Source organism: Rhodanobacter fulvus Jip2 (genome assembly GCF_000264315.1).
Taxonomy (GTDB): Bacteria; Pseudomonadota; Gammaproteobacteria; order Xanthomonadales; family Rhodanobacteraceae; genus Rhodanobacter; species Rhodanobacter fulvus.
In genome coordinates this window covers 17,909-35,462 of record NZ_AJXU01000004.1, presented here as the reverse complement: position 1 = coordinate 35,462, position 17,554 = coordinate 17,909, and the positions used below count along the sequence as shown (strand labels likewise).

The following is a 17,554-nucleotide window of genomic DNA, read 5'->3' as shown; positions in this document are numbered from 1 at the left end:
CCGTTCACGGGGGAAGGTGCCCGACAGGGCGGATGGGGGGCAGCTCTTCACTCCGCCGCAAACTGCTCATCCAGGATCCGCTGCTCAAGATTGTGCTCGGGATCGAACAACAGCCGCACGCCCTGATCGCCCGATTGCCGGATCGTCACGGTCAGCACGTCGCGCACTTCATGGAAATCCGCGGTGGCGCTGACCGGGCGTTTGCCCGGATCGATGACGCGAAACGCCACTTCCGTGCGATGCGGAAGAATGGCGCCGCGCCAGCGGCGGGGGCGGAACGGACTGATCGGGGTCAGTGCCAGCACGTTGGCGTCCAGCGGCAGGATCGGGCCGTGCGCGGAAAGGTTGTAGGCGGTGGAGCCAGCAGGCGTCGAGACCATGATGCCGTCGCACACCAGTGAGGTCAGCTTCACCGTACCGTTCAACTGCACTTCCAGATGGGCGGCCTGGTTGCTCTGGCGCAGGAGCGATACCTCGTTGAACGCCTTGGCGACATGCGTGCGGCCGGCCACGTCGGTTACCCGCATTTCCAGCGGAAACAGCGACGCCACGTGCGCCCGTTCGACGCGCTCGGGCAGGTGGTCGAGCTGGTGCATGTTCATCAGGAAACCGACCTGCCCCAGCTTCATGCCGTACACCGGCACGTCCAGGTCGCGATAGGCATGCAGGGTGCGCAGCATGAAACCATCGCCGCCCAACGCCACGATCAGCTCGGCCTGGCCCGGCGGCACATCGCCATACCGTTGCACCAATGCGTCGCGCGCCTGTTGTGCGACGACGGTGTCGCTGGCGACAAAAGCAAAACGCATCGGAAGCCCTGACTGGCGTGAGAAGGCTGAAGGATACGACAGAGCGGGAGCTGCGCCCTAAAAGTTCGGGCGTTCCCGCAAACCCCAACCCCCTCACCTGAAGGACTCCCTTTGGTCGCCAACCTCCCCCTGCCAGCAGGGGGAGGAGCTAAAGCCGCAAACACAAACCACCACAAAACCAGAGGCTGCCGTAACACCCTCCCCTACTCGCAGGGGAGGGAAGGGGTGGGATCAACCCGCGGGAAACTTCCGCAACAACCTCAAACCGGCAACTGCGCCAGTTGCGCCAGCCGCCTGACGGCCACCGACGCGATCGGGTAATCGGCATTCTGGGTGAGGATCTCGGCCAGCATGCTGCGCGTGTGTTGCAGGGTGGCGTCGTCGCGTTGCAGCCACGCCTGCACTGCCGAGACATCGCCGCTGTCGTCGATGCCCATGCTCAGCACCTGCTGCGCCAGCGCCCGATGCTGCTGGTTCAACTCGTCGAGCAGCGAACCGCGCGCCTGGGCATGCCAGTGGCCTTCCACCGGCAGGGCCTCGATCTGGTCGCGCAACCAACCCAGATCCAGCGCTTCGCCCAGTTCATAGAAAATACGCGCCACTTTCTCGATCGGCTCGTCGCTTTGCCGGGCGATCTCGGCCATGTCCAGTGCGGCGCGCAGGTCCGGCATGCGGGCCAGCCGCAGGGCCAGTGCCGACGGCATGCCCAGGCCTTCCCATTTCTCGCGGTCGCAGGTGAAATCGCCCTGGCCGGCCTTGCCCAGCACGTGCGGCAAGGCCTTGCGCAGGTCGGACACGACGCCCTGGTAGCGCTCGACGTTGGCGGCGATGTCCAGCGTGCCGCCGGGGCGGTTCAGCAGCCAGCGCGTCATATGCCGCAATAGCGCCCAGATTTTCAGGATCGCGTCGGTCTGCGTGCCTTCGGCCACCTTGCTGTCCAGCGCCTCAAGCTCGGCCCATAGCTCGCGGGCATCGAGGATCTCGCGCGCCGCCGTGTACGCCTTGGCGATCGCCGCGGGCCGTTGGCCGGTGTCCTCCTGCATGCGCATCATGAAGGTGGCGCCCATGCGGTTGATGGTGGAGTTGGTGACCGCGGTGGCGATGATCTCGCGCTTCAGGCGGTGGCGCTGCATGTGCTCGGCGTATTTTTCGTGCAGCGGTTCGGGGAAGTAGCGCACCAGCTCGCGCGACAGGTAGGGATCTTCCGGCACGTCCGAATCCAGCAGTTGCTGGAACAACCGCATCTTGTCGTACGACAGCAGCACCGCCAGTTCCGGCCGGCTCAAGCCCTGCTCGCGGCTCTTGCGTTCGGCCAGTTCGGCATCCGAGGGCAGGTTCTCCACCTGGCGATCCAGCGTGCCTTCGGCCTCCAGCGTGCGGATGAAGTGGGCCATCGAGCCGAGGCGACGCACCGACTGGTGCTCCATCAGCGTGATCGCCTGGTTCTGCCGGTAGTTGTCCCACAGCACCAGCTTGCCGACCTCCTCCGTCATCGACGCCAGTTGCGCGTTGCGCGCATCGACGCTGAGCTCGTTGCGCTTCACCGCATCGTTCAGCAGGATCTTGATGTTGACCTCGTGGTCGGAGGTGTCCACGCCGGCGGAGTTGTCGATGAAGTCGGTATTGAGCAGCACGCCGTTCTGCGCCGCCTCGATACGGCCCTTCTGGGTGAAGCCCAGGTTGCCGCCCTCGCCCACCACCTTGCAGCGCAGTTCGCCGCCATCCACGCGCAGCGCGTTGTTGGCGCGGTCGCGCACGTCGGCGTGGGTTTCGCTGGACGCCTTGACGTAGGTGCCGATGCCGCCGTTCCACAACAGGTCCACTGGCGCCCTGAGGATCGCGCTGAGCAGCTCATTCGGCGCCAGATGCTCGACGTCGGCCTTCAGCCCGAGCGCGGTGCGCACTTCCGCGGGGATCGGGATCGACTTGGCACTGCGCGGATAGACGCCGCCACCGCTGGAGATCAGCGCGCGGTCGTAGTCGTCCCAGCTGGAGCGCGGCTTGTCGAACAGGCGCTGGCGTTCGGCAAAGGCGCGCGCGGCGTCGGGCGTGGGGTCGAGGAAGACATGGCGATGATCGAACGCCGCTACCAGCTTGATGTGCTCGGACAGCAGCATGCCGTTGCCGAACACGTCGCCGGACATGTCGCCGATACCGACACAGGTGAAATCCTGCGACTGCGTATCCACGCCCAGCGAGCGGAAATGGCGCTTGACCGACTCCCATGCGCCGCGCGCCGTGATGCCCATGCCCTTGTGGTCGTAGCCATGCGAACCGCCGGAGGCGAACGCGTCGCCCAGCCAGTAGTCGTGCTCGATCGAGATGGCGTTGGCAATATCGGAGAACGATGCCGTGCCCTTGTCCGCCGCCACCACCAGGTACGGATCGTCGCCGTCGTGGCGCACCACGTCCTGCGGGTGAACCACCTCGCCCTCGACCAGGTTGTCGGTGATGTCGAGCAGGCCGTTGATGAAGATGCGATAGCAGGCAATGCCTTCGGCCAGCTGCGCATCGCGGTCGCCATCGACGGGCGGCCGCTTGACGAAGAACCCGCCCTTGGAGCCCACCGGCACGATGACGGTGTTCTTCACCATCTGCGCCTTGACCAGGCCCAGCACCTCGGTGCGGAAATCCTCGCGCCGATCGGACCAGCGCAGCCCGCCGCGCGCCACCGCGCCGAAGCGCAGATGGATGCCCTCGACGCGCGGTGCGCAGACCCAGATTTCGCGATAGGGAATCGGCTTGGGCAGCCCGGGCACCTGGTGCGGATCGAGCTTGTAGCTGATGTAGTCGCGCGGCGCGTCCTCATGGTGCTGGAAGAAGCTGGTGCGCAACGTGGCGCCGATGACGCTGACGAAGCTGCGCAGGATGCGGTCCTCGTCGAGGCTGGCGACGTTCTCCAGCAACACGCCAATGGCGTTCTCGACGACCTGAACCTGCTCCGCACGCGGACGCGACAGTGCCGCACCGAGATCAGCGATCAACGCAGGCTGCGCGCTCTGCACGTTGGCCGGGATCAACGCTTCCATCTCGGCCGCCAGCGTGGCACCAGCCGCCTTCAAGGCCTCGGCGGACAGATCCTCGCGCCGCGGATCGAATCGTGCCAGGAACAGCTCCACCAGCAAGCCGGCGATGGCCGGGTAGCGGTTGAGCGTGTCTTCCATATACGCCTGCGAAAACGCCGCGCCCGTCTGCAGCAGGTATTTGCAGTAGCCGCGCAGCATGGCGATCTGGCGCCAGCTGAGTTTGGCGCCCAGCACCAGCCGGTTGAAGCCGTCGTTCTCCGCGTTGCCGCGCCAGATCTGCTCGAACGCCTCTTCGAACAAGGTGCCGACCTGCTCCACGCTGAAGGTGAGCTTGCCGGCCGGTTGCACCTCGAAATCCTGGATCGACAGCGACGCGCCATCGCGCGGGATGTCGTAGACGTGCTCGGTGAGCACGCGCAGGCCCAGGTTTTCCAGCTGCGGCAATACCTCTGACAAGGCGATGTCGCCGCCACTGCGGTAGACCTTGAAACGCAGCGTCTCCGGTGCTTTCAGCGGATGGTAGAACGACATCCGCAGCGCGTTCTCGCCTGACAGCAGCGACAGCGCGCGAATATCCTCGGCGGCCACGGCAGGGCTCACGTCATCGACGTAACCCGGCGGCATCGCCTTGCCGAAACTGTTGGCGAGCAGCATGCCCTCGTGCTCGCCCTGCGAGCGCACCAGCGCGTCGCGCACATCGTCGTGCCAGTTGCGCACGATTGCCTCGACGCCGTGTTCCAGCGTCACCAGATCGTAATCGGGGTGATCGCCGATGCGCGGCCGCACCACCACGTGCAACCGGGTCAACGCGGCCTCGCCCATCTGCACCGACGAATCCACCTGTTCGGCATGCAGCGCCTCACCCAGCAGTGCCTCGATGCGCTCGCGCACCGAGGTATTGAAGCGTTCGCGCGGCACGAACACCAGGCAGGCAAAGAACCGGTCGTAGCGGTCGCGACGGACGAACAGCCGGGTGCGGGCACGCTGGCGCAGCTCCAGGATGCCGGTGGCGGTGGCGAACAGCTCGTCCTCGTTGCTCTGGAACAGTTCGTCGCGCGGCAGCACTTCCAGGATGTGACGCAGCGATTTGCCGGAGTGGGAATCGCGCTTCAGTTCCGAACGCACCAGCACCGATTCGACCTTGTGCCGCACCAGCGGCACGTCCTGCGGCCGGGTCATGTAGGCACTGGAGGAGAACATGCCGATGAAGCGCTCCTCTGCCACCGCCTTGCCGTCGGCATCGAATTTCAGCACGCCCACGTAATCCATGTAGCCGCTGCGATGCACGTGCGAGCGGGCGTTGGTCTTGGTGAGGATGATGGCGTCGGTCGCGCCCGAGTGCGGCAGTTCGCTGGCCGCCAGCGAACGCACCGACCGCGGCGCCAGCGAATGATCGCTGTCACGCAGGATGCCCAGCCCGGTGGAGTCCACCGCGCGCAGCACCTGCTCGCCATCGGCGGCCACCACCTCGTACTGGCGGTAGCCGAAGAAAGTGAAGTTGTCGTCGGCCATCCAGCGCAGGAAATCCGCCGCCTCGCGCACGGAATCATCGTCCAGCGCCAGCTTGCGGTGCGGCAGGTCGGCGGCAATCGCCAACGCCTTGTCGCGCATGGCCGACCAGTCGCCCACGGCCTGGCGCACATCATTCAGCGCATCGGCAATCTGCGCCTGCAGGCGCGAACACAACGCCTCGTCGACGATGCGGTCGATCTCGAAATGCATGATCGATTCGGGCACGCCGGACTCGTCACCGAGCCGCAGGAGGGTTCCGTCGGCGTCGCGCACGGCGTTCAATACCGGGTGGATCACCGCCTGTATCGACTGCCGGTTCTCCGTGACGATCATGCTGACGGTGTCGACCAGGAACGGCATGTCGTCGGTGACCACCTGCAACAGGCTGCGGCCCGGATGCCCGGGCACCGCATCCAGCACGCGGACCAGCACCTGCCCGCTGGGCCGTCGCTGCATGAATTGCAGCAACCCCGCGATCAACCCGGCCCACTGCTGCGGCGTATGGGCATCGATGTCGCCCGGCGCCATGCGGGCGAAAAAGACATCGGTAAAGGTGTTTGCCTGCGTCAGCTGGGACGGTTCGAGCCCCTGGGTTTTCAGGGCATCGAGTACGGCATTGCGGGGGGATGTTGCGGTGGTCGCTTGGATCGCATTCATGGCTTCTACTGGGTAGTGAAAACAAAATGGCGTCATGCAACGTCGCCCCAGAATACTGCCGCGTCGCGAAGCACCACCACCGACCTCCGCCACTTGCATATTTCGCGCGGGCAGTGGTCCAGTTACGTAGCACCTGATCGCGTGCGGCACGGAATGCGTGCGAGCGCTTGTCCATACCACCACGCGTCATGTCAACGGGTGGATTCACCGGTTACTTAAAATGTAAACTGTCCGGTATAGTCTTGTCGGTTAAGGCCCGACGCTTCGTGGCAACACCCAGCCGCGAGGACATGTCGGGCGCGTCCGCTACCGGCAGGACCAATGACACAAGAAAGACGGTGCGCGGCGCAGTATCCGGTTTCCTGGATCTGCTGCCACGCGTCGGCGTCACCCCCTCTTCCCCGATCAAGCATCTTCTGGAGCTGCCATGAAGTCCTCGTTATTGCGCGCACCATTGTTGTGCCTGAGTCTGCTGGTGCTGGCGGCCTGCGGCAAAGGCAAGGAACAAGGTCCGCCGCAAATGCCCCCGCCGGAAGTGGGCGTACTCAAGGTACAGCCGCAAAACGCACCGCTGACGCGCGACCTGGTGGGGCGCCTGTCGCCCTATCGCAGCGCCGACGTACGCGCCCGCGTTGCCGGCGTACTGCTGAAGCGCACGTACGAGGAAGGCACCGACGTCAAGAAGGGCCAGTTGCTGTTCCAGATCGACCCGGCGCCGCTGAAGGCGTCGCTGAATGCCGCTCAGGCCGCGCTGGCACAGGCGCAAGCCACGGCGACCAACAACAAGGTCACCGCGCAGCGGGTGCGCGAACTGGCGCCGAAGGGCTACGTCTCGAAAGCCGATCTCGACAACGCACTGGCTGCCGAACGCAATTCCGCCGCTGCCGTGCAGGCCGCGCGCGCCAATGTGGAAACGGCCCGCATCAGCCTGGGCTACGCCAACGTGACCTCGCCCATCGACGGTCGCGCCGGTCAGCAGCAGGTCACCGAAGGCGCGCTGGTGGGCAATGGCGAAGCTACCCTGCTCACCACGGTGGACCAGATCGATCCGCTGTACGTGAACTTCACCATGAGCGTGGCCTCGCTGGAGACGATGCGCAGCGCTCAGCGCAGCGGCAATGTCACCCTTGCCGACCCGAACAAGGCCAGCGTGCAGGTCACCCTGCCCGATGGCAGCACCTACGCACAGCCCGGCGTGCTGGATTTCTCGGATACCTCGGTCAACCCGGCCACCGGCTCGGTGAACCTGCGGGCCACCATTCCCAACCCGCAACGCACGCTGTTGCCCGGCATGTACGTCACCCTGACCGCCAACCTCGGCCAGCAGCACAAGGTCTTCCTGCTGCCGCAGGCAGCGGTGCAGCGTGACACGGTCGGTGCCTACGCGATGGTGGTCGGCGCCGATGGCAAGGTCGTGCGCAAGGACCTCACTACCAGCGACATGCGTGACGGCCAATGGGTGGTCAACGACGGCCTCGCCGCGGGTGATGCGGTGGTGGTTTCCGGCCTGCAGAAGGTCAAGGCCGGCGCACCGGCCAAGGCCACGCCGTGGCAGCCTGCGCCACCCGCCGGCGCCAAGTCCGCCGCCAAAGCCCCGGGCCAAGCCCCGAGCGGCAAGTAACGGAGCGCGACGATGCCGAGTTTCTTCATTGACCGCCCCATTTTCGCGTGGGTTGTGGCCATCCTGATTTCGCTGGGCGGCGTGCTGGCGATCCTCAACATGGGCGTCGAATCGTATCCGTCGATCGCCCCGCCGTCGGTAACCGTCAGCGCCACCTATCCCGGCGCCAGCGCGGCCACCACCGAGAAAACCGTCACCCAGGTGATCGAGCAGCAGCTCACCGGCATCGACCACTTGCTGTATTTCAGCTCGTCGTCCAGCGCCAGTGGCCGCGCCAGCATCACCCTGACCTTCGAAAGCGGCACCGACCCGGACATCGCCCAGGTGCAGGTGCAGAACAAGGTGGCGCTGGCTACCCCGCGCTTGCCCTCGGAAGTGACCCAGCAAGGCGTGGTGGTGGCCAAGGCGAACGCCGGCTTCCTTATGGTGGTGGCGCTGACGACCGACAACCCGGAGATCGACCGCAACCGCCTCAACGACATCGTGGGCTCCAGCGTGCTGGACCAGATCGCGCGCGTGCCTGGCGTGGGCAGCACGCAGCAGTTCGGTTCCGAGTACGCGATGCGGATCTGGCTGAACCCGGACAAGCTGCAGGGCTACAACCTTTCCGCCACCCAGGTACTCGCCGCGATCCGTGCGCAGAACGTGCAGTTCGCCGCCGGCTCGCTGGGTGCCGACCCGGCGCCGAACGGCCAGGGCCTCAGCGTCACGGTGTCGACCGAGGGGCGCTTCACCACGGCCGAGCAGTTCGCCGACATCGTGCTGCGGGCCAACAGCGACGGCACCACGGTCAAGCTGGGCGATGTCTCGCGGATCAGCTTCGGCCCCGGCAGCTACGGCTTCGACACCAGCTACGAGGGCAAGCCGATCGGCGCCTTCGCGATCCAGTTGCTGCCCGGCGCCAACGCGCTGGACGTGGCCACCGCGGTCCGCGCCAAAATGGACGAGCTGGCGCCCAGCTTCCCGCAGGGCGTGACCTGGTTCAGCCCGTATGACAGCACCAGTTTCGTGCGGATCTCGATCAACGAGGTGATCCACACGCTGATCGAGGCGATCATCCTGGTGTTCCTGGTGATGCTGCTGTTCCTGCAGAACTTCCGCGCCACCATCATCCCCACGCTGGTGATTCCGGTAGCCCTGCTGGGCACGTTCCTGGGCATGCTGGTGCTTGGCTTCACCATCAACCAGTTGACCTTGTTCGGCATGGTGCTGGCGATCGGCATCGTGGTGGATGACGCGATCGTGGTGATCGAGAACGTCGAACGCATCATGACCGAGGAAGGCCTCTCGCCGCGCGACGCCACGGTCAAGGCAATGGGCCAGATCACCGGCGCCGTGGTGGCGATCACGGTGGTGCTGGCGGCGGTGTTCGTGCCCTCGTCGCTGCAGCCCGGCGCCACCGGCGTGATCTACAAGCAGTTCGCGCTGACCATCGCGGTATCGATGGGCTTCTCCGCATTCCTGGCCTTGTCGTTCACGCCGGCACTGTGCGCCAGCTTCCTGCAGCCGGAACACCACAAGAAAAAGAACATCGTTTTCCGCAAGTTCAACGACATGTTCACCTGGATCACGAAGACCTATACCGGTCACGTCCACGGTGCGGTGAGTCATGCGCCGCGCTGGATGATCGTGTTCGTGGCGGTGGCCGTGCTCGGTGGTTTCCTCTACTCCCGCCTGCCCGGCAGCTTCCTGCCCGAGGAAGACCAGGGCTACGCGCTGGCGATCGTGCAGCTGCCGCCCGGCGCCACCCTGCAGCGCACCACCAAGGTGATGAAGCAGATGCGCGAGATCCTGGACAAGGACGAGGCGGTCGCGGGCGTGCTGCAGGTCACCGGCTTCAGCTTCGTCGGTGCCGGCGAGAACGTCGGCATGAACTTCATCAAGTTGAAGGACTGGGCCGACCGCAGCGCCTCCGCCACCGAGTTCATCGGTCGCGCCAACGGTGCCTTGCAGCAGATCCGCGATGCGCAGGTGTTCGTGGTCAACCTGCCGACGGTGCAGGGCCTGGGGCAGTTCGGCGGCTTCGACATGTATCTGCAGGACCGCAGCGGCGCCGGCCGTGAGGCACTTACCCAGGCGCGCAACACCTTGCTGGGCAAAGCCAGCCAGAGTCCCGTGCTGGTAGGCGTGCGCCCCAATTCGCTGGAGGACGCGCCGCAGTTGCACATGGACGTCGACCGCATCCAGGCGCAATCGATGGGCCTGTCGGTGGGCGATATCTACAACGCGGTCGGCCTGATGCTGGCGCCGGTCTACGTCAACGACTTTGCCTACGGCGGGCGCGTCAAGCGCGTGATCATGCAGGCCGATGCGCCGTATCGCATGGGCCCGGATGCGCTGGAGCACTTCTTCACCCCCAGCACGCAGCTCACCGCCAACGGCACGCCGGCGATGATCCCGCTGTCGAACGTGGTGCATACCGACTGGATCGTGTCGTCGCCTTCGCTCACCCGCTACAACGGTTATTCCGCGGTTGAAATCGTGGGCTCGCCCACGCCCGGGCATTCCTCGGGCGAGGCGATGGCCGAGATGCAGAAGATCGTCAGCGACGACCTGCCCAAGGGCTTCGGCTACGACTGGACCGGCCAGTCCTACCAGGAAATCCTCTCCGGCAACGCCGCCACCTTGCTGATGGTGCTGTCGATCGTGATCGTCTTCCTGGCCTTGGCGGCGCTGTACGAAAGCTGGTCGATCCCGATCGCCGTGTTGCTGGTGGTGCCGCTGGGCATTCTGGGCGCGGTGGTGTTCACCCTGTTGCGCGGTCTGCCCGACGACATCTACTTCAAGATCGGCATGATCACGGTGATCGGCCTGGCCGCGAAGAACGCGATCCTGATCGTGGAGTTCGCGGTGGCCGAACAGCAGGCCGGGCGCACCTTGCGCGAAGCCACTGTCGACGCGGCCCGACTGCGCCTGCGGCCGATCCTGATGACCTCGCTGGCCTTCATCCTCGGTGTGTCACCGCTGTTCTTCTCCACTGGCGCCGGCGCCAATGCCCGCCACGCCATCGGCACCGGCGTGATCGGCGGCATGCTGTTCGCCACGTTCCTGGGCGTGTTGCTGATTCCGGTGTTCTATATCGTGGTGAGGCGTCTGCTGGGCGACAAGCTGGACGGCGACACGCCGGCCAAGCCCGCACTGGATGGACCGAGTACGTTCGACTCCGATCCGCGACGGGGGCATTAAGAAAAGGGATTCGGGATTCGGAATTTGGGATTCGGAAAGGCCTCGTCTCCTCCCGCCCCGAAACAAAACGCCCCGGCATCGCCGGGGCGTTTTGTTTCATGCATCTCTAGCTCGCCATCGGAAACCAGCGTGTGCCCCGCTGCAAGCCAGCCCGAACAACGTCCAGCCACGACGCATTTCCGAATCCCGAATCCCGAATCCCGAATCCCGAATCCCGAATCCCAAATTCCAGCTCTACCGCAACCCTGTCTCCGCCCGCGCAATCACCAACCGCTGGATCTCGCTGGTGCCTTCGTAGATCTCGGTGATCTTGGCGTCGCGGAAGTAGCGCTCCAGCGGCATCTCTTTCGAATAACCCATGCCGCCATGGATCTGCACCGCCTGATGCGCGATCCACATCGCCGCCTCCGACGCGGTGAGCTTGGCCACCGCGGCTTCGGTGCCGAAGCGACCACCGTGTTTCTCGGCTTCGCCCTTGGCCCATGCCGCGCGCAAGGTCAGCAGCGTGGCGGCATCGAGCTTGCACTTCATGTCGGCGATCTTGGACTGGGTCATCTGAAACGTGCCGATCGGCTGGCCGAAGGCCTTGCGGTCTCGCGACCATTGCAGGGTGGCCTCGTAGGCCGCGCGGGCGATGCCGACTGCCTGCGACGCGATGCCGATGCGCCCCGCGTCGAGCACGCCCATCGCGATCGAGAAGCCCTTGCCCTCCTCGCCCAGCAGGTTTTCCTTCGGTAGCACGTAATCGGTGAACTCGATCTCGCAGGTGGCCGAGGCGCGGATACCCAGCTTTGGCTCGGTCTTGCCCGCGTGGAAGCCCGGCAATTGCGTATCGATGATGAAGGCCGATACGCCTTTGGCACCGATGCCCGGCGTGGAGATGGCGAACAGCACGATGTAGCGCGCCACCGGGCCGGAGGTGATCCAGCTCTTCTTGCCGTTGATCACCCAGTCACCGTCGGCGTTTTTCGTGGCGCGCGTGTGCATGGCCGATGCGTCGGAACCCGATTGCGGCTCGGTCAGCGCGTAGGCGCCGATCGCCTCGCCGGTGGCTATGGCGCGCACATACTTCTGCTTCTGTTCCTCATTGCCGTGCTTGAGGATGCCGTGGCAGAACAGCGAGTTGTTCACGCTCATCACGGTGGACGTGGCCGCATCGGCCGCGGCGATCTCGATCATCGCCAATACGTAGGCGATCGGATCCATGCCGGCGCCGCCGTACGCTTCGGGCACTTCCACGCCCATCAAGCCCAACTGGCCCATTTCGCGAATGTTCTCCAGCGGAAACTCGGCGCGGGCGTCGAACTCGGCCGCCACCGGCGCGATGCGCCTCGAAGCGAAATCACGGGCGATCGACTGGATCGACAATTGCTCTTCGGTAAACCGGAAATCCACGGGCGCCTCCAAAAGTTACGTCAGCAACCATTTTAGAACGTCATCGGTGAAAGCCTCTGTGCGGTCGCAACATGGCCCGGAAGCACGTCGCAGTGCGCCCTCGGCTTGACGCATCGCACCACCCGGCCGGGGAGTCTGGGCCACAGAAACTCAAGGGGCTGCGGCTTCGCGCTTTTGGCCAGGTTTTCCGCTCCTTTTCGTCAGATAGCTACGGCTATCTTCCTCAAACGATCGAAAAACCTGACTCAAAATCGCTTTACCTCGCTCCCTTGCTTTCTGTGGTCCAGGCTCCTAGCCTTGTCATCTTTCTATCGCGATAAAGGGATGACGATGGATCTCGCTACCGCCTCGGGCGTGCTGCGGCTACTCGCCGATCCCACCCGGGTGCGCCTGCTGGCCCTGCTCGAAAACGAGGAGCTGACCGTCGCCGAACTGGCCGCCGTGCTGCATCTGGCGCAGCCGCGCGTATCGACCCACCTGGCCAAGCTCAAGGAAGCCGAGCTGGTGCGCGATCGTCGCGCCGGCGTGTCTGCCTATTATCGCGCCAACAACGAGGGTGACGAACACCAGCATGCGCTGTTGCGTTCGCTGCGCGAAAGCATCGACGACGCGTTGTTGCGCGAAGACGCCGCGCGCCTGCCCGGCGTACTGGCCCAGCGCGCCCGCGAACAGGGTTGGGCCGACACCGTGGCCGGCGACATGGAGCGCCATTATTCGCCCGGCCGCACCTGGGAAACGGTAGCCCGCTCGCTGCTGCAATTGCTGGCCACCGGCGACGTGCTGGACATCGCCTCCGGCGACGGCGTCACTGCCGAGTTGCTGGCCCCGCATGCGCATTCCATCGTCTGCGTGGACTCCAGCGAGCGCGTGGTCGAAGCCGCCGCCAAGCGGCTCAAGCCGTTCACCAACGTGCGCGTGCTGCAGGGTGACATGCACGCACTGCAGCTGGGTGATCAGCGCTTCGATCTGGTGCTGATGCTGCACGCCCTGACCTACGCCGAAGACCCCGCCGGTGCTATTGCCGAAGCGGCCCGCATGCTGCGCCCCGGTGGTCGTCTGCTGGCGGCGACACTGGGCCGGCACGACCATCGCGCTGCCGTGGAGCCTTTCGACCATCGCAACCTGGGGTTCGGCAGCGACCAGCTGGAAGGTTTCGCGCGCGCCGCGGGGCTGGAGGTATTGAACTGCTCCCGCCTCAGCCGCGAACGCAAGGCCCCGCATTTCGAGGTCATCAGCCTGCTGGCACGCAAACCGTCATGACCCCCGACTTTCTTTTTCGCCATCCCGATCAAACGAGCATTGCCCCATGAGCGCCCTCCCCTGGATCCACCCCGAACGCGTCGCCCTACTTGAGGCGGCGCTGGCCACGCGCATCCTCATCCTCGACGGCGGCATGGGCACCATGCTGCAGGCGCATCAACTCGATGAAACCAGCTTCCGCGGCGAGCGCTTCGAACACGGCCACGACGGCCACGCGCATGACCACGCCGGCAGTTGCGACCTGAAAGGCAACAACGACCTGCTCTCGCTGACGAAGCCCGAGATCATCCGCGGCGTGCACGACGCCTACCTCGAGGCCGGTGCCGACCTGATCGAAACCAACACCTTCAACTCCACCCGCATCAGCCAGGCCGACTACAAATTGCAGCACCTGGCGCAGGAGCTGAACCGCGAAGGCGCGAAACTGGCCCGCGCCGCCTGCGATGCAATGACGGCGAAAACGCCGGACAAGCCGCGCTTCGTCATCGGCGTGCTCGGCCCCACCAGCCGTACCGCGTCACTGTCGCCGGACGTCAACGACCCGGGGTTCCGCAACGTCACGTTCGAGGAACTGGTGGAGAACTACACCGAATCGGCCACCGGCCTGATCGAAGGCGGCGCCGACGTGCTGATGGTCGAAACCATCTTCGATACCTTGAACGCCAAGGCCGCCCTGTTCGCGCTGAGCGAACTGTTCCACCAGCGCGGTGCGCGCATGCCGGTGATGATCTCCGGCACCATCACCGACCGCTCAGGCCGCACGCTGTCGGGCCAGACGGCCGAAGCGTTCTACTACTCGGTGCGCCATGCACGGCCGCTGTCGGTGGGCTTCAACTGCGCGCTGGGCGCCGAGGATCTGCGCCCGCACCTGCAGACGCTGGCAGGCGTCTCGGAGAGCTACGTCAGCACGCACCCCAACGCCGGGCTGCCGAACGCTTTCGGCGAATACGATGAAACCCCGGAGGAGATGGCCAGCGTGATCGGCAGCTTCGCCCGCGAGGGCCTGCTGAATCTGGTCGGCGGCTGCTGCGGCACCACGCCGGCGCATATCAAGGCGATTGCCGAAGCGGTGCACGGGTTTGCGCCGCGGGCGTTGCCTGGCGTCGTGCAGGAGGCCGCATGAAAGCTGTGCTCCTCCCCCTGCTCGCAGGGGGAGGTTGGGAGGGGGTAACGCTCTTGCCTCACATCTCAAAAGCCCGATCAAAAACTTCACCCCTCCCCAGCCCTCCCCTGCAAGCAGGAGAGGGAGCAAGAACAACAGCCTTCGCAACGGATCGCCGCTCATGAGTACCCGCCACACCCGTCTCTCCGGCCTCGAACCCCTGGTCATCACCCCCGACCTGTTGTTCATCAACGTGGGCGAGCGCACCAACGTCACCGGTTCGGCGCAATTCAAGAAGCTGATCAAGGAAGACCGCTACGACGAGGCCGTCGAAGTCGCACGCCAGCAGGTCGCCAACGGCGCCCAGGTGATCGACATCAACATGGACGAGGGCCTGATCGACTCCGAGGCGGCGATGACCCGCTTCATCAACCTGATCTCGTCCGAGCCCGACATCGCCCGCGTGCCGTTCATGATCGACTCGTCCAAGTGGACGGTGATCGAGGCCGGCCTGCGCTGCCTGCAGGGCAAGGGCATCGTCAATTCCATCTCGATGAAGGAAGGCGAGGCCGCATTTCTCGAGCAGGCGCGCAAGGTGCAGCAGTACGGCGCCGCCGCGGTGGTGATGGCGTTCGACGAACAGGGCCAGGCCGACACCATCGAACGCAAGGTGGAGATCTGCTCGCGCGCCTACGAGCTGCTGACGAACGAGCTCGACTTCCTGCCCGAAGACATCATCTTCGACCCCAATATCTTTGCCATCGCCACCGGCATCGAGGAGCACAACAACTACGCGGTGGATTTCATCGAAGCCACCCGCGAGCTGAAAAAGCGCTTCCCCGCCTGCCATATCTCCGGCGGCGTCTCCAACGTGTCGTTCTCGTTCCGCGGCAACAACACGGTGCGGGAGGCCATCCATTCGGTCTTCCTGTATCACGCGATCAAAGCCGGCATGGACATGGGCATCGTCAACGCCGGCGCGCTGACGATCATGGACGACATCGACCCGCCGCTGCGCGAGCGCGTCGAGGACGTGGTGCTGAACCGCCGCGAGGACGCCACCGAGCGCCTGCTGGAGATCGCCGACAACTACAAGGGCAAGCGCGGCGCCGCCGAGGTCGAGACGCTGGCCTGGCGCGACGAGGACGTGCGCTCACGTCTCAGCCACGCGCTGGTACACGGCATCGACCAGTACGTCACCGAAGACACCGAGGAAGCGCGGCAGATGTCGACGCGCCCGCTCGACGTGATCGAAGGCCCGCTGATGGACGGCATGAACGTGGTCGGCGATCTGTTCGGCGCCGGCAAGATGTTCCTGCCGCAGGTGGTGAAATCCGCCCGCGTGATGAAGAAGGCCGTGGCCTATCTGCTGCCGTACATCGAGGCGGAAAAGCTGCGCACCGGCGACACCGGCAAGAACAACGGCAAGATCGTGATGGCCACGGTCAAGGGCGACGTGCACGACATCGGCAAGAACATCGTGGCCGTGGTGCTCCGCTGCAACAACTTCGAGGTGATCGACCTGGGCGTGATGGTGCCGGCGCAGAAGATCCTGGAAACCGCCATCGCCGAAAAGGCCGACATGATCGGCCTGTCCGGCCTGATCACGCCTTCACTGGAAGAAATGGCCAACGTGGCCAAGGAAATGCAGCGGCAGAACTTCCACGTGCCGCTGCTGATCGGCGGCGCCACCACCTCGCGCGCGCACACCGCGCTGAAGATCGAACCGCACTACAAGGCTGGCACGGTGTGGGTGAAGGACGCCTCGCGCGCGGTCGGTGTGGCGCAGTCGCTGGTGAGCAAGGACCTGGTCGGCGATTTCCTGGCCAAGGTGCGCGTGGAATACGCCGACGTGCGCGAACGCCATCGCAACCGAGGCCCCGGCAAGAAACTGGTGTCGCTGGAGAAGGCCCGCGCGCAGCGCTTCCGTTGCGACTGGGCCGCCTACGAGCCGCCGCAACCGAATAAGCCCGGCATCACCGTGTTCGACGATTACGACCTGTCGGTCATCCGCCAGTACATCGACTGGACGCCGTTCTTCCAGGCCTGGGAACTGGCCGGCCACTACCCCGCCATCCTCACCGACGAGGTGGTGGGCGAACAGGCGAGCGAGCTGTTCCGCGACGCGCAGAAGATGCTCGATACGATCATCGCCGAGAAATGGCTAACCGCCCGCGCGGTGATCGGTCTGTGGCCGGCCGCCAATGTGGGCGACGACGTCGAGGTCTATTCCCTTCTCCCTCTGGGAGAAGGTGCCCGAAGGGCGGATGAGGGTACGGTCGAAGCGAGAGATTCCGCTCCGCCCGCACCCTCATCCGCCCCTGGCGGGGCACCTTCTCCCGCAGGGAGAAGGGAAAAACTGGCCACCCTGCACAGCCTGCGCCAGCAGGCCGACAAGCCGCCCGAGCGCCCCAATCTCTGCCTGGCCGACTACATCGCGCCGAAGGAATTCGACAAACCCGACTGGATCGGCGGTTTCGCCGTCACCGCCGGGCTCGGCATCGAGGAGCACCTCAACCGTTTCCTGGCCGATTACGACGATTACTCCTCGATCATCCTCAAGGCGCTGGCCGACCGCCTGGCCGAGGCCTTCGCCGAACACATGCACGAGCGCGTGCGCAAGGAATTCTGGGGCTTCGCGCCCGACGAGGCGCTCGACAACGACGCGCTGATCGCCGAGAAATACCGCGGCATCCGCCCGGCCCCCGGTTATCCGGCCTGCCCGGAGCACACTGAGAAAAAGACCTTGTTTGCGCTGCTGGACGCGACCCGGAACGCCGGCATCGAACTCACCGAAGGTTTCTCGATGTATCCCGCCGCCGCCGTCTCCGGCTGGTACTACTCGCACCCCGACAGCCAGTATTTCGTGGTCGGCCGCCTGGGCAAGGACCAGATCGAGGACTACGCCCGCCGCAAGGGCTGGACCGTGGCCGAAGCCGAACGCTGGCTGGCCTCCAATCTCGACTACGAGCCCGAATGAGCGTGG

8 protein-coding genes are annotated in these 17,554 nt (G+C 65.2%); 5 read left to right on the top strand and 3 right to left on the bottom strand.

Annotated elements, in window-relative coordinates; all coding sequences use genetic code 11:
- Positions 1 to 47: 47 nt before the first annotated feature.
- Together UU9_RS00805 and UU9_RS00800 are read right to left on the bottom strand one after the other, a co-directional pair.
- A complete protein-coding gene (locus UU9_RS00805) occupies positions 48 to 809 on the bottom strand; it encodes an NAD kinase (RefSeq protein WP_007079801.1) in 762 nt (253 codons plus the stop codon).
- Positions 810 to 1,069: 260 nt separating this feature from the next.
- On the bottom strand, positions 1,070 to 6,004 hold the full coding sequence (locus UU9_RS00800) for an NAD-glutamate dehydrogenase (RefSeq protein WP_007079800.1): 4,935 nt from the start codon (positions 6,002 to 6,004) through the stop codon (positions 1,070 to 1,072).
- 427 nt (positions 6,005 to 6,431) lie between these two features.
- On the opposite strand from UU9_RS00800, the gene UU9_RS00795 reads away from it, so the two are divergent.
- The gene (locus UU9_RS00795; RefSeq protein WP_007079799.1) at positions 6,432 to 7,625 is read left to right on the top strand and encodes an efflux RND transporter periplasmic adaptor subunit; all 1,194 of its coding nucleotides are present in this window, start codon (positions 6,432 to 6,434) and stop codon (positions 7,623 to 7,625) included.
- Positions 7,626 to 7,637: 12 nt separating this feature from the next.
- Complete coding sequence (locus UU9_RS00790) at positions 7,638 to 10,811, top strand: multidrug efflux RND transporter permease subunit (protein WP_007079798.1); 3,174 nt, start codon at positions 7,638 to 7,640, stop codon at positions 10,809 to 10,811.
- 234 nt (positions 10,812 to 11,045) lie between these two features.
- On the opposite strand, the gene UU9_RS00785 is transcribed toward UU9_RS00790, so the two are convergent.
- Positions 11,046 to 12,206: an acyl-CoA dehydrogenase family protein gene (locus tag UU9_RS00785; protein ID WP_007079797.1), complete on the bottom strand. Its 1,161-nt coding sequence runs from the start codon at positions 12,204 to 12,206 to the stop codon at positions 11,046 to 11,048.
- A gap of 330 nt (positions 12,207 to 12,536) precedes the next feature.
- Between UU9_RS00785 and UU9_RS00780 the strand changes: the two genes are divergently transcribed.
- The 3 genes from UU9_RS00780 (at position 12,537) to metH (ending at position 17,548) form a co-directional block, all read left to right on the top strand.
- Entirely contained in the window at positions 12,537 to 13,466 is a 930-nt protein-coding gene (locus tag UU9_RS00780) for an ArsR/SmtB family transcription factor (RefSeq protein ID WP_040669880.1), read from the top strand.
- 46 nt (positions 13,467 to 13,512) lie between these two features.
- Positions 13,513 to 14,589, top strand: a complete 1,077-nt coding sequence (locus UU9_RS00775; protein ID WP_007079795.1) for a homocysteine S-methyltransferase family protein — start codon at positions 13,513 to 13,515, stop codon at positions 14,587 to 14,589.
- A 160-nt stretch (positions 14,590 to 14,749) separates the two neighbouring features.
- A complete protein-coding gene (gene metH / locus UU9_RS00770; protein ID WP_007079794.1) occupies positions 14,750 to 17,548 on the top strand; it encodes a methionine synthase in 2,799 nt (932 codons plus the stop codon).
- Positions 17,549 to 17,554: the final 6 nt, after the last annotated feature.